This is a genomic window from Enterococcus sp. CSURQ0835 (assembly GCF_902706605.1).
Classification (GTDB): domain Bacteria; phylum Bacillota; class Bacilli; order Lactobacillales; family Enterococcaceae; genus Enterococcus_A.
Genome location: NZ_CACSLH010000014.1, coordinates 16502 through 31139 on the forward strand (window position 1 = coordinate 16502; position 14638 = coordinate 31139).

12 protein-coding genes are annotated in these 14638 nt (G+C 41.7%); 11 read left to right on the forward strand and 1 reads right to left on the reverse strand.

Features of this window, described 5'->3' with window-relative positions:
* Nucleotides 1–65: 65 nt before the first annotated feature.
* From GVJ38_RS07390 to GVJ38_RS07410, 5 genes are all read left to right on the forward strand, one after another.
* Nucleotides 66–1031, forward strand: coding sequence for a DUF4767 domain-containing protein (locus tag GVJ38_RS07390; RefSeq protein WP_159722539.1), 966 nt, complete (start codon nt 66–68; stop codon nt 1029–1031).
* A 320-nt stretch (nt 1032–1351) separates the two neighbouring features.
* Nucleotides 1352–2047 (forward strand): TVP38/TMEM64 family protein, encoded by a 696-nt coding sequence (locus tag GVJ38_RS07395; RefSeq protein ID WP_159722540.1) that lies wholly within the window; start codon nt 1352–1354, stop codon nt 2045–2047.
* 39 nt (nt 2048–2086) lie between these two features.
* A complete protein-coding gene (locus tag GVJ38_RS07400) occupies nt 2087–2737 on the forward strand; it encodes a YdjY domain-containing protein (protein ID WP_235032846.1) in 651 nt (216 codons plus the stop codon).
* Nucleotides 2738–2749: 12 nt separating this feature from the next.
* Complete coding sequence (locus GVJ38_RS07405; RefSeq protein WP_159722541.1) at nt 2750–3133, forward strand: hypothetical protein; 384 nt, start codon at nt 2750–2752, stop codon at nt 3131–3133.
* A gap of 213 nt (nt 3134–3346) precedes the next feature.
* Nucleotides 3347–4660: an NCS2 family permease gene (locus GVJ38_RS07410; RefSeq protein WP_159722542.1), complete on the forward strand. Its 1314-nt coding sequence runs from the start codon at nt 3347–3349 to the stop codon at nt 4658–4660.
* Between the two features lie 59 nt (nt 4661–4719).
* Here the strand turns inward: GVJ38_RS07410 and GVJ38_RS07415 are convergent, their stop codons facing one another.
* Nucleotides 4720–6540, reverse strand: coding sequence for a cation:proton antiporter family protein (locus tag GVJ38_RS07415; protein ID WP_159722543.1), 1821 nt, complete (start codon nt 6538–6540; stop codon nt 4720–4722).
* A gap of 177 nt (nt 6541–6717) precedes the next feature.
* On the opposite strand from GVJ38_RS07415, the gene GVJ38_RS07420 reads away from it, so the two are divergent.
* From GVJ38_RS07420 to GVJ38_RS07445, 6 genes are all read left to right on the forward strand, one after another.
* Nucleotides 6718–8226, forward strand: a complete 1509-nt coding sequence (locus GVJ38_RS07420; RefSeq protein ID WP_159722544.1) for a helix-turn-helix domain-containing protein — start codon at nt 6718–6720, stop codon at nt 8224–8226.
* A 1-nt stretch (nt 8227) separates the two neighbouring features.
* The gene (locus GVJ38_RS07425; protein ID WP_159722545.1) at nt 8228–9568 is read left to right on the forward strand and encodes an FAD-dependent oxidoreductase; all 1341 of its coding nucleotides are present in this window, start codon (nt 8228–8230) and stop codon (nt 9566–9568) included.
* Between the two features lie 164 nt (nt 9569–9732).
* Nucleotides 9733–10455, forward strand: coding sequence for a WxL domain-containing protein (locus GVJ38_RS07430; protein ID WP_159722546.1), 723 nt, complete (start codon nt 9733–9735; stop codon nt 10453–10455).
* 66 nt (nt 10456–10521) lie between these two features.
* Nucleotides 10522–11559 carry a DUF916 and DUF3324 domain-containing protein gene (locus tag GVJ38_RS07435; RefSeq protein ID WP_159722547.1) on the forward strand — a complete coding sequence of 346 codons (1038 nt, stop codon included), beginning with the start codon at nt 10522–10524 and terminating at the stop codon, nt 11557–11559.
* Between the two features lie 3 nt (nt 11560–11562).
* Nucleotides 11563–12021, forward strand: coding sequence for an LPXTG cell wall anchor domain-containing protein (locus GVJ38_RS07440; protein WP_159722548.1), 459 nt, complete (start codon nt 11563–11565; stop codon nt 12019–12021).
* Nucleotides 12005–14482, forward strand: a complete 2478-nt coding sequence (locus GVJ38_RS07445) for a hypothetical protein (RefSeq protein ID WP_159722549.1) — start codon at nt 12005–12007, stop codon at nt 14480–14482. Before GVJ38_RS07440 ends, GVJ38_RS07445 begins: the two co-directional genes overlap by 17 nt.
* Nucleotides 14483–14638 lie beyond the last annotated feature (156 nt).

Sequence of the window (14638 nt, forward strand, 5' to 3'; positions counted from 1 at the left end):
TTTCAAGCATAAAAAGGGACTGTTCTCCTATTTATGAATAGAAAAGAATGTGAGGAAGGAATTAGATGAAAAAAAGTTATCCACTATTACTGGCTTTATTAGCACTGAGCTTAACTGGTTGTAGCCAGAAAAACACTAAAAAAGCTGTGTCACCAGCCAAGGTCAATGTTTCGGAAACTTACGAAAGTTCTCAGACGATTCACCAAGGGACTGAAGCACAAAATTCAGAAGCCTCTGATAGTCAAGAAAATAAATCAGCTGAAATCAAACAAACGACAGAAACGAACGATTGGAATACGACCAAAGAAAAAGAATTAGCTGTTTTTATGTCTAGCTGGGGAGCTGAAATGGGGCAAACGTATCAAGCTTATAGTCCGAGTAATAACAGTGATTTTTATGGGATCAAATTTCCCAACGATTTATTAAATGGAAGCCGCAATGTCAAAGTTAGTGGTCAAGTAGTCAAGCTTCATTGGTCAAAGGATGGCAATGGGTCTGATTATCAAGTAGTTGCTGCTTATTCCGATAGTGCCACTGCAAATTATGGTGGGAAGCATTTTTATTTATTTGCGTTAGTCAGTGGTCAGCCTCAGACATTGGTCACGATGCAAAACCAAGGCAATGAAGATAATTCGATTGAATTTAAAGAGACAGAGAATCAAGATTTACGCAATGGGTTTGCGCAAATTGTTGGCGGAGACACAAGCCAACCACAAACTTCAAAACAAACTACAACAAATAATGAACCCATTACGACTGAAGCAGAAGCCGATCGTTTGATTCGAAAAGGGAACATCCCCGATTACCATGATCAACCACCGTACGTAGTCAGTTCAAAAGCACAAACAGATGGTAGTTATGTTTTAACGATCACATCAGGAGCTAAAGGCCAAGATATTTTTACGCTGACACCTAATGATGATGGTACCGTCCACATCCATGTCCAATATGGTTCGGGGGAAGGTGGAAAATTTACTTTGTTTCCTGATCAAAGTTCCCACGGGCCAACTGATGTCACCGTGGAAAGATAAGGTGAATTTCGAAAAATTTTAATCAGCAATTGTATTTCGTACATTTCTTCACTATACTAAGGACAATGATAAGCTGAGGAGGTGAAGGGATGCGTAGACGAATAGCTAAGCGGTGATTTTTGCTAATCCCGAGTCTTAGAGTTTCTAAGTCGCTAAAAACTAAACGCATGCCTTCACGTAATAGGTAAACGATTCAAATTGACTGAAGCATGCTGTTAAAGATGCTTTTTTTTTAGTGTGCTTAAAATCTCTAGTGAAAGGATGAGCAGGGCAGTCAACTAGTTAGTTGAAAAATAGAAAGAAGATGGGGAAAGAATAGAATGAGAAAAAGTACGTTGCGAAAAGTTGGATTAGTTGGGTTGATTTTGATCGGGATCGGACTTTATTTTTTAGTGCCAAGTATTCATCACAGTGTCAATCAAATCGTCAAGATGTTTGCCAGTGGTGATTTTGAAGTTGTTCGCCGATTTGTAGCGTCCTATGGGGCATATGCGGTAGTCGTTTCTTTTTTGTTGATGATCTTTCAATCTGTGGCCGCACCACTACCAGCATTTTTGATCACGTTTGCTAATGCCAATCTTTTCGGCTGGTGGCAAGGCGCGCTTTTATCGTGGGTCAGTGCGATGGCTGGCGCGGCCTTGTGTTTTTGGATCGCGCGGATTTTAGGTCGTGACGCGGTGGAAAAGTTGACCAGTCAGGCCGGCTTGAAGCAAATCGATGCGTTCTTTGAAAAACATGGTCGGTTGAGTATTTTAATCGCGCGGCTGTTGCCGTTTATGTCGTTTGATATCGTTAGTTATGCAGCGGGTTTGACCTCAATGTCGTTTGGTGGTTTTTTAGTAGCCACGGGTGTAGGACAATTGCCGGCAACACTCATTTATTCCTATGTTGGGGGCATGCTGACTGGTGGGGCACAAATGCTTGTGACTGCCTTGCTGATTTTATTTGCACTTTCAGCATTGATCGTTTTGATCCGCCAGTTGTATAAGGAGCGCGCCAAAAAAAAGCTCGTGTAGATAAGGAATCAGTTTGATAAGATGAAAGGAAGATAACACGTGAAAAAAATAATGATCTTGATCGCTTTGACAGCCGTGACTTTAGTCGGATTGAGTGGTTGTAGTAGCAAAAAAGCAGCGACGTCTCAATCGGATCAACCTGTGTTAAAGGTAAATAAAGAAAAAAAAGAAATCACATTGGCTGCCACGGTCAACGGAACGTATTTTACTGAGCCAACGCGTCATCTAGTCGTCTTTAAAGAAGGCTCAAATGGAGAAAAAGCAATTTTGCGTGGCTTGACGAGTGAGAAAAAATTATACCAAGCGTTGAAAGATCTAGGGGCTAAACCAGGAAATAATTTAACAGCTGCTGATATGAAAGCGGATTATAAAGATGGTAAAAAAGTCGCGGGCGCTAAAGTGGATATTTTTTTGAAGTGGAAAGATCATGCGGAAGTCCCAGCTAAAGACGTGATCAAATCAGATAAAGACTACACTCCAGATTTTCGTTTTGGAGGTAACTTAGCCAGTGCCAAGAAAAATAATACGGGTTGTGAGATTTGTTTGGATAGTTGCGCGACTGGGATCATTAGTGATGCAGCTTGGCCGGTAGGAACGACGCAACAAAAAATCAATCAATTTTATGGCAATCAAAAAGTGTTACCTAAAGATGGAACAAAAGTCAGTGTCATCATCCGGCTGGCACAATAAAGGGTTGAGTCGATGCGAATGTTTCGGGTAGTGTACAATTGTTCATTAGTTAGTTTAGTCGTAGCACTGCTGTGTTTTAATTTTGAGTGGTTGCAGATGCGGATCAATACCGGGTGGGTCTTTTTTGGCAGCTGGTTTTTAGGAAGCTTTTTAGTTGGCTGGCTCGTGCAACAAGGAAAAATTCGATTGAGTCGGAGTGTCACGCTAGGCAATTTTTTCCTTTGTCTAGCGATCAGCTGGCTTGTGCTAGGCAGAAATAGTTTACCTGTCGTACCAGCGGCGTTGATCCGCGAAGGCTTGCAACAAACCACTTTGTCTTTTCGCCTCATCAATGTTGGACTGATCAGCTGGCTATTAGGTGGACTAGGACTTTCATTGATTCAGCGAAATGTTTGAGATGAAAACTGTCGGCTTTGGCGGGCAGTTTTTTTGCGGGGAAATACGGTACGTTAAGTTAAATAACTAAAAAATAAAATATCGTTCGGGTTTAGTGGAGGAAATGAAATTTGTTGTTTACTTGCAGCAGGATTTAGTATAAGATTGTCCTCGTTGTTTGAGAATTTGAAGTGGATTTTACGAACGATCTGCTTAAATAGGAGGAAGTAAAACATGAAAGAATCGATTCTTTCTTACTTTGAAATCGAGAAACTAGGGACGACAGTCAGGCGCGAGATTTTGGCTGGTTTTACGACGTTTATTTCGATGGCGTATATCTTATTCGTCAATCCGTCAGTCTTAGGTGCTTCTGGAATGGACAAAGGTGCGGTCTTCACGGCGACAGCGTTAGCAAGTGCGTTAGGCTGTCTATTGATGGGGATCTTAGCAAAATATCCAATCGCGACCGCTCCAGCTTTAGGGATCAATGCCTTTTTTGCTTATTCAGTCTGTATCGGGATGAATATTCCCTGGTCAACAGCTTTAGCGGGTGTTTTTGTTGCCTCGTTGATTTTTATTTTGATCACGATCTTCAAATTACGCGAGCTGATCATTGACGCGATCCCAGCCGATTTAAAATTTGCCATCTCAGGCGGAATTGGATTGTTCATCGCCTTTTTAGGATTAAGCGAAGGTGGGATCATCGTCGCCAACAAATCAACGTTAGTTGGCTTAGGTTCATTTCAAGTCGGGAGTACGTGGGTCACGATTTTTGGTTTAGTGGTGACGGCGATTTTAATGGTGCGAAAAGTTCCGGGCGGTATTTTCATCGGGATGGTCGCTTCGACGTTATTAGGTTTAGTTACGGGCGTTATCCCGCTGCCGACGAAATTCGTTTCTGGTGCCCCTAGTTTAGCGCCAACTTTTTTAGTGGCCTTAAAAGATGTGCCAAAGATCAATACAGTACAATTGTGGGTCGTCGTGCTAACCTTTTTACTAGTCACCTTTTTTGATACCGCGGGGACTTTAGTTGGATTAGCTAACCAAGCAGGCTTCATGAAAGATAATAAAATGCCGCGGGTCGGGAAAGCCTTAGCTTCTGATTCGACTGCGATGTTAGCCGGTTCGCTTTTAGGAACCTCACCCGTTGGCGCTTACGTTGAATCTTCAGCCGGGATCGCAGTTGGCGGTCGTTCCGGGTTGACGGCTGTAACGACAGGAATCTTCTTTATTTTTGGTTTGTTCTTTTCACCGCTGCTTTCAGTCGTGACCTCGCAAGTTACTGCACCAGCTTTGATCATCGTCGGGGTCTTGATGGCACAATCATTACGTGAGATCAAATGGGATCAAATGGAGATCGCCATTCCCTCATTTTTGATTTTATTAGGGATGCCATTGACTTACAGCATTTCAGATGGGATCGCACTAGGCTTTATTTTTTATCCGATCACGATGCTGGCAGCTAAACGAGGCAAAGAAGTTTCGCCGATCATGTATGGTTTATTTTTCGTTTTCATCCTCTTTATGGGGATCTTGAATACTAAATAAAAAGTGCTTCGACTGCAATGATGATTCCGCAGTCGAAGCACTTTTGCTATTTCAAGCAATTAATTGGCGACCGTCAATTTTTGCCGGAGTTCACTGATAGCTTTTTTATTGCCGGTAAAAATCAAATGGTCTTGGTATTCAATGATCGTATCACCACGAGGCGCAATAAATTCTCCGTGGCGATAAATGCGACTGATGGTGATCTCATCAATCAGTGGCAGCTGTTGTAATGGGATGCCGGTAAAGCGTCGATTGAAGACGGCGATCTCGAATAGACCGGATTCGGTATCTTTTAACATTTTCAAAGTTGTCGGTGACTCGATCATTTCCCGTAGCAAGCTGAGATTGACTTCGAAGGTATTAAACAGTTCGACCCCTTGCTGTTTTAAGATATCGTATTTTTCATCTTGGACATTGTGGGATTCAAAGCGAGCGATCACCCGAGGAATTGCTTGTTTGACTGCTAGTTGAGCGAGTTGGTAATTCAAATCATGATCCAAATAACCCAAAACTAAAATATCTGTTTCAAAAGCACCGCTTGTACGCAGTGTTTGCTCATCAAGTTGATCCAACAGGTGGACGGGAACTTCACTGTTATAAGTGCGGTAATTTTCCGGCAAGTCGGTGTACATGTCGATCTCGTACCAGCCTTTCGCTAATTGTTGCGCGACAGGGACCGTCAAGATATTGGTCCCGATAAACGTGACTCGGGTTTTAACACTGGCTTCATCTTGCGGTTTGAAAAATTGATTGAACAAAATCGGTGAGACGATACAGCACAAAACGGCGGCTAAAGTAAAAGCACCGGATTGTTGTTCTGTGATCACTTGTAGATTGTGCGCGACTTTTAAAGTTGGTAAAACAAGCGTGATCGTCGTGGCCGATAAAAAGCTACCAGCTAGGGCGTTAGCACTGGAAAAATGTTTTCGAAAAACGAAAACAAGCGCGGCTTTAGCTAGCATAAAAAAGAGAAAGAGCAGCGGGATCAAAAGCATCGTATGAGGATCGCTCAAAAGTGTTCGCAAGTTTAATTTTGCGCCCGTCGTAATGAAAAAGATCGGAATGAAAAAACCGTAACCGATCGAAGTCAATTTTTCTTGTGTCGCTTCACGAGGACGTAATAATTTCATGACGATCCCCGCTAGAAAAGCGCCTAAAATATTTTCAGCACCCACTGTTTCAGCGATCGTTACTAAAGTAAAAACGAGGAAAAAGGCTAGCCGAATATCTAGCTGAGTCGTCGTTTTGTCGATATCATTGAAAAAACGATAGATCCCGCGGAACCGTTTCAATAAAATGATCGCCGCTAAAAAAATCAAGGAGATCAACCAGATTTTCCCTGCATGGCCGCCATTTAAACTGGCATACACTGAAAGGGCGAGTAACGGGATGACTTCACCTAAAACGGCGGTCAATAAGATCGCTTGTCCATATGGCTTACTGAGCAACTCTTTTTCTTTGAGTGCCGCGATCACAACGCCCAGTGCGATCGTCGAAAATAAAATCGTCGCTAGCCAGCGATCGGTAAATAATCCGGTGACGTTTAACAATTCGGCTAGGACTAGCGAGCTGACGAAAATACTGAAAAACGCGCCGATCGCGATCTTCAACGGATTGACGGTTTCAGCCGGCGTCGTTTTTTTTGATTGGAACAGATCAAAGTCGATTTCCATACCAGAAAGAAAAATCAGTAAGATGACTCCTAAGCTAGCTAAATAATTTAAATTATCCGCCTCGGTTTGAACGAGATTGAATCCTGTCTGACCTAAAATGATCCCGACAATGATCTCAGCAATCGCCGTGGGAACGGTTGTGACTCGAAAGCGTGCCATGATAAGAGGAATCATCAAGGCCGCAAATAAAACGATCAATAAAGACATACTTTCACCTCAAAAAAATTTGATTGGGCTACTATAACAAATTTTAGCTGATGCTGCCAATTAAGTGTTTGAGCTGGAAAGTAAAAAAACGTTACCAGATTTTTAGCGGAAAGACACAGGGATTTCATCCAAAATATTGGCTAACTGGTATAATCAAAGCAAGTGGAGGTGAGCGTGGTGGAAGTCGATTCACTATTAGATCGCAACGAAAAAACGCAATATCAAATTTTTCAACAATTTGCTTTACAGCATGTCCCACTGAACATTCAAGATCTGTTGAAACAAGTTGAGGGGTCAAAACAATATCTGACTAGCCAGCTAGAAGCCTTGAAGTATAAAACGGCCCGCCACCCAGAATTAGTTTGGACAAAGCAAGCGTTAGGGGAAGTATTGGAGATCGATCCGGCTTTTAATGTAACGGATTTTTATTTTGAATTTTTAGCAGGCTCTTTGAATTATCAATTGCTACTAGAGCTTTATCAAAAAGATCAGCTAGATCCGCCGACTGTGATGACTCAGTTTTATTTAAGCGAGTCGTCTTATTATCGGCGCATCAAAGAATTGAACCAAGTGTTAGCGGAATTTAATTTGAAAATCAAACGTGGTCGCTTACAGGGAAATGAATCTCAGATCCGCTATTTTTTCATTCAATTGTTTTTTGGGGCGACGCCTTTTAAACAATTAGTCGCTGAAAATATCGATCCAGATATCAAAAATCTGCTTCAAATCATTCAGACTCGTTTAAAGACGCGTTTCAAGCCGTTTGAATATCAGCGTTTTTTCTTGATCTTGCGCGTGACGAAACGTCGTCTAGCTAGTGGTCAACGTGGTGCGACCCAAAACCTGCAAGCATTGGTACCAGCACTGATCAAAGAAAAAAGCTACCAGGCGATTCGCGAGATCTTTTTTCGCTATGTCAGCCGATACAGCTTTGCTTGGGATGAGACGGAGATCGTGTTGCTGTATTTATTTGTCCATAGCTTTGCGATCATTCCGTATAATTCAGATTTTTTTGCGGCGACCTATGAATCTTTTGAACAGCAACGCTTATTAGCTGATCCAAAAGCGCCGATCAATCAACTGAATCAAATGACATTAGCTTTTTTTGATCGTTTCTTAGTTTCTAAAAATTTCAGCGAGCATGATCAGCAAATCAAAAAATATTCGATCTTGCAGCTGAATTTATATCTTTTATATTTTGAAGGGGCCTATGTATATTTTGATCGGACCAGTATGTTTGAGTTGGAGAGTTTGGTCCCCGGCCAAAATATCAAACGTGAAAGTATTGCACTTGTAGCGGCATGTTATGAGTTATTAGACAAGCCGTTTGATCGTCATGGCAGTAAGGAAGCAACTTTATTTATGCGGCTTAGTGTGTTGCTGACTTATTTTTTGCGTAAATACCGTCAGAAGGTCTATATTGGAGTTGACCATCACAGTGACGAGCTGATGCGCGAGACATTGCTATTGTATTTACAAGATACGTTGCAAAGTGAAGGCATTTACGTTGAAGAAGCCAAAAGCGGTAAAGTCTATGATTTATTGCTGACTAATTCAGACATCGTGACCCCAACGATTGCGGCCGATGAACTTTTTGTGCTGACGGATATTGCTTCAGACAAGGAGATTTCTCAAATCAAACAACTGATCCAAGAAAAATTCGTGAAGACGAAAGGGAGTGAGTGAAGTGCGAACGATCATTGTCGGAGGCTCCCATGCTGGGATCACAGCCGCTAAAACGTTAAAAAAAATTGCGCCGGAAATGGACGTCGTCGTACTAGAAAAAACTTCGACTGTAAGTTTTGTAGCCAGCAGCATCAACCTCTATTTAAAAGGTGAACTGGCAGATTTAGCAGCAGGCTCTGTGGATACGCCAGAAGAGATCCGAGCGTTAGAAATCCACTTGGTCTTAAACGCAACAGCTACAAAAATTGATCCAGCTAAGCAAACAGTCACTTATAAAGAACACACACCGGCTAAAGTTGAATTGCAGACTTTGAGTTATGACTATTTGATTTTAGCTTTAGGTTCCAGTCAGTTCACGCTCCCATTTCATTCGAAAAAAATCGCGGAGCAAGTTCTGACCTATAAAAATTTAGCTGAATCACAACAGGTCTTACAGAAAATTTCTGACGCGCAAGATATCACGATCATCGGGTCAGGTTATATCGGGGTGGAGTTAGCGGAAGCCTTGAGTACCCAAGCTAAAAAAATTCGGATTTTAGAACGGATGGATACGCTATTATTTCGTTACTATGATAAAGAACCCGCACGCCAGATCAGCCAACGAATGCCAAAAAATGTTCAATTGAAATTGGATACACCAGTTTTGGATATCAACAGTACCGCTAAAAAATTAACGGTCGTGACCCCGCTAGAAAGTTTCAAAACGGATCTAGTAATCTACGCCGTCAATGCTCGGCCCAACAGTCAGCTCGTTAAAGATCAATTAGACTTGGATGCAGATGGTACGGTCAAAGTTAATGACTATTTGCAAACGAGTGATGAAAAGATTTATGCGATCGGGGACTTGATCAGTGTGCCGGTAGCTGGCGATGAACGCCGATATGTTCCGTTAGTATCCGGCGCGATCATCACGGGAACACTGGCCGCGGAAAATATCGTGTTTGGCAATCGTCGGATTTTCAAACCGATGCAACGGACTACGATGTCAGTAGTGTGGGGACTTTACATTGGAAGCACGGGCTTTACAGAAGACCAAGCGCCTTATTATAATTTAACAACGATCGCAGTAGAAAAAGAATTTACCGATCATGGTTTCAACGAACGAACCGGGAAAAAACTTTGGTTGAAATTAGTCTTCGAAAAAAATTCACAACGGTTGATTGGCGGACAACTGCTCAGTGAATTTGAAGAAACGAGTCTGATCAATTTGATTTCGATGTTGATTGAACAAAAATCAACGGTGCAAGATATTTTGGAAGCCGAATATTATTTTAGCCCGCTCTTAGCTCGCAAGAGTCATTATTTACGAGATTTAGCACTGCTTGCTTTAACAAAATTTTAACTGCTGAACAAGAGGCCAAAAGCAAATTTTTATTTGTTTTTGGTCTTTTGCTATAAAAAAAAATAAAAATTGTCACGATATTTCAAACAGTTGTAATTTTATGACAGGCACACATCAGAAAAGAAATTAAAATGAAGGCATAAAGATAAAGGAGTGAAGTAGTTATGAAGAAAAAATACTTTGCGTTATTAGCCGTCGGATTGTTTTCGACAAGTTTGTTAGCTCCGCTTTCTGTTTTTGCGGCAGATGATTCAGCAGCCACAAACCCAACACCAGCAACACCAGCAACTCCAACACCATCAAAAACAACTGGTGATGTGACATTCAATAAACCAGACGACAACGTAAAACCCGTTGACCCAACAGATCCATCAAAACCAGGTACTGATCCAGATAACCCAGGTACTGGTCAAACCGGTCCATTGACTCTTGATGCGGCGCCTAAATTGAGTTTTGGTACCCATGATATCGCATCTGGTTCTCAAACATATAATGCTGTTACACCAAAAACACCTTTCGTCCAAGCTTCTGACCGTCGTGGTCTTGGAACAGATGGGCAAGCACAAGGTTGGAACGTAACAGTTGCAATGAGTGACTTTACTAATGCAAGTAGCCAAACTTTACCAGGAGCTTCATTAGCTTTTGCTAGTGCTAGCGTCAAAGGTGCTACGACAACTCAAGGCACTGCTCCAACTTCATTAGATGTAGCTAGTTTAAGTAGTGCATCTGGTGCTACACCACTTTTAAAAGCTGATAAAGGTCAAGGTGCCGGTACTTGGGTATCTGTTTACGATCCTAATAACATCAAGTTGACAGTCCCTCAAGCAGCTGCTGGTAACTTTACTTCAACGCTTAGCTGGACAATCAACGCTTCACCAGTTCAATAAAATAAATTACTGTAACGGGAGCATCACTGTTTCCGTTACTATCTCTTTTAGAAAGGAAATGCGTTTATGGTAAATCAAAGTAAAAAAGTCCTAATACTTTTATTAGCGCTTTTTGGCACGACCTTAGCTGCGCCACAATTCGTCCATGCAGTCGAAGAATCACCTGGAGATTTCGGGGTGAAAGCCGAGCTGCCAGATAATCAAATCGATAAAAATATTAGTTATTTTGATTTGCTGGTAACGCCAGGACAAGAACAAACAATCAATGTAGTTGTACATAACGGCGCAGCTCAAGAGCGGACATTCGAAGTAAATGTCAATCCAGCTGTGACCAGTGATGGTGGAACCATCGATTACGGGCAAAAAGATGCCAAGTTAGATAAGACAGTGCCTTTTGATGTGCGTAAAGCAGTGACGTTAGAAAATAATGAAGTGACAGTCGGTGCGAATGCTGAAGCAAAAGTACCCGTCACGATCAAAGTGCCAAATAAAACTTTCAAAGGCCGCGTGTTAGCCGGTGTAAATGTCAGTCCGAAAGAGGCGGAGACGACGAAAACTTCTAGTAGCGGCAATAGTGTCAGTATCAAAAATAAAATCGGCTACAATTTAGCGATCGTTTTACAACAATCAAAAGACCCGGTCACGCCTGATTTAAAATTGTTAAGTGCAAAAGTGGCTTCGGTTAATGCTTTTCCAAATATCCAGCTGCACTTTCAAAATCCAACGGCGACGATCATCAGCGATCTCGTGTTTTCAACGAAGATTTACTACAAAGATAAACTCTTTATCAAAAACACGTCGAATCCTTACTTAGTCGCTCCAAATTCAAATTTTCATTTGAATCTAGGATTGGATAAACAAGCCGCGCAAGCCGGTGATTATACGGCGAAAGTCACAGCGAAAGATAAAGCGGGTCATGAATGGACATTCGATCAAGACTTTACGGTGAAAAAACAAAAAGCTGAGGCAGTCAACAAAGATTCTGTCGTCAAACCACAACAAAATAATAATTGGTTGATCATTGGTTTGCTGATCCTTGTGGTCATAGCGTTAGGTGTAATCATCTTCTTATTGTTGAAACGGAAGAAAAAAGAGGAGGATTAAAAGATGAAAGGGAAAACAGTCAGAAAAATCGTTGTTAGCTTAATGGTTGCCGGTCTGTTTGCCCCCTTGACTTCTTTTGCTGAAACCATCGAGACAACTGCCGGTATCCGATTTATTGATCCCAGCCCCGTACCCCACAATGATCAGACGATTGATCATGGGCAAGAAGATCCTCAGTCAAGCAATAATCAAAATCAGCCGGGCTCGCATGCGGCTGTCACGACGTCAAACAATGGTCTGGCACAAAATACGCCGAATCAAAATGCGGTCTATCCCATCACTAAAGGAACAGATTCAACGGGGAACAGCTTGCTCGATCGTTTAGCTCATGCGTATCCAAAAACTGGGAGTATCGAGGACAATTGGCTTTACATCGTCGCAGGCATTGAATTGCTATTGATTTTGCTATTAGTGATCACCAAACGAGCAAAGGAGGAGAAAACGAATGAAAAAAACAGTTAAACTCTTGCTGACTTTAGTCGTTTTTTCTGTGACTTTGCTGGTGGGGGTGAGAGGACTTGCAGCGGATGCGCCCAAGGTTTGGCCCACGGCACCATTAAGTCCAAGCACTGAATTTAATTTTTTAGGTTTACATTTATCTGGTACGGCAATTTCACAATCAAAAAGTGTTCAACCGTCTCTTACAACTAAATATACGCCTGAGCCTAATCAAAGTGATCCGTGGAAAGGCGGTACATTTAACGTTAATTGGTCTGACCAAGTAGATATTGCAGATGGAATCGGCAATTATGCTTCAGCACCACTTTATGGTTTTTCTTTTGTAGCCCACGTTAACTTATCACCAAACGTGACAGCTGATGATGTGTTGAATAGCATCGATTATCAAACAGCCTATTTAAAGATCGCAAATACGGATTTCCAATTGACATCAGATAATTTTGAAAAAATTGGTGATCACACGTTGCGCTTAACTTTGCGCCCGTGGAACGCTAAAAACTTATTGGGTGGAATTTGGAATTTGATCGTAAGTGGCGGCTTGAAAAAAAGTTTACCAGTCAATTTTAATGTAAACGTTGATGTTGCAAAAATGACAGAAATGGGTGCAACGGATGATACTTCTCCCAATAAAATGTTGACAAAAGGAAAGTTTCCTCCCGCTCAAGATAAGAAGTTTACGATGAGCGTTGATTTTTATGGCGCTGATCAGATTCATGAAGGGGCTGTAGGAATTTTAGGTCAGGCACCGTCTGGACGTGTTTACGCCAAACTCGACAGTCAAGGCAACATCATCCCTAGCAATCGCGTCTCGGCTTCAGTGGATACATGGAATAGTTATCTCTCTCCGGTCGACAATAAAAATGAATTTAATACGAATAAAGATGACAGTGAAGTCGTCTCAGGCAGTAATTTGAATTTGCCAGGTTCCTTTGGTGCACGAACATTGACGCCAAAACTTTCTGAAGGGGACTTTGCAGATTTAGATCAAGCCGATTCCCATCGATTTGATCGCGTCGTAAATTATTATACGAAAGAAAATGAAACGGCTGGCGCAAATGTTTCTCATACGCCGAATAAAACTAGTGGCTTGAATACGCCGACTGCGATTACTTATTCGGGGAATGATGCACAAGGCACGCCACTTTCACCAGTTGCTTTGACTGTCAATGATGCACACGAAAACAATGGTGAGATGACGATCGATAATTTGAAAAATAATGTGGATGATCATGGTATCTTTTCGGGCACAGCGATCCAAGCTGGACAGCCTTATCCGGTCGAAGCTAGTTGGACAGCACCTTATTTGAAAACAGGTCAGATCCACTATCGCTTAATTGATGCCACTAATAATAAACCGATCGCAGGTTATGAAGATAAAGTCTTTGCGGACGTTAAAAATACATCCGATAATACGGCGACACATTCGGCTTCCATGATGTTGCCGCCGCTACCGAAAGGACAGTACTTCTTCGACTTTAAATTAGTCGATGATTACGATCCTGACGCTAGCTTATGGAACTGGCAGATTCCTGAAAAAATGCCTTACACACCGATGATCACCGTGACCGATGTACCAAAAATTTCAGGTACCAATACATTGACTGATCTTGATACGAAAAAATCAGGCGATCAATTGACAGCCTATGCGGGCAATAAAATGCAAGAGACTGTTAATTATACTGTTGATGACATGTCCAATGGAAAATTGTCGAATCAAAAAATCTTAGTTGGGATTCCGAATCATACTACTTACGTCAAAGATAGTTTGACGTTTGAAGTTAACGGAAAAAAAGTCGATGTGACACCAACGACAGATGGTTCGACTATGACTATTCTGGTCAATGAAGAATTAAAAGCCGGTGCCAAGCTCACGGTAAATTATCAATACACAGTTGATCAAGTCCAAAAAGTCGACATCCAGACGTTACATCCACAGTTTGCGGCAAATGTGACCGTTGATTCTGGAAATGGTCAGTCGCAGATGACTTTAGCTCCGGTTATCTTGAATAATTTCACTTTCCATGTACCAGGCGAGGAGTTCAAGTTTTCGAAAGTGCCCGCGAATTTTACCTTTGGGAAGAACATTACGAAACCTTATATACCAGTTGAGTTACCGATGCAAAGTTCTGATTTTTCATTTGATGTAGTGAATACTCGGGTCGGAACAAATTCAGATCATTGGCAGATCACGGCTGCGTTAAGTAAGGAATTCCAAACGACAGATGGTTCTGTCTTGCTGGGTGCAAAATTATTTTTCAATCAAGCTGGTAAAAAAGTTGAGATTGGAAAAGATAGCGCGAGTCCGATCTATACCTACGATGGCCAACAGAAAGGTGAAATCCCCGTCACCTTTTCTGATCAAGATAAATTGAGCTTGCAAGTTCCACCTGATCCGAACATTCAAACAGATACGCCTTATACTGGTGAGATCAATTGGCAATTGACTAATGGACCAGGTGAGTAGCCCAACTCAAAAAAAATACTGCGACGACTTCTCCCTAAAGTTGTCCGCAGTATTTTTTTTTTGAGATGAGGGAAGGAAACTTGGGATTTTAATGTTTCTATGATATTTAGTGTCCGTACTTATTTGAGTAACAACACTAAATATCGTAGGAACTCT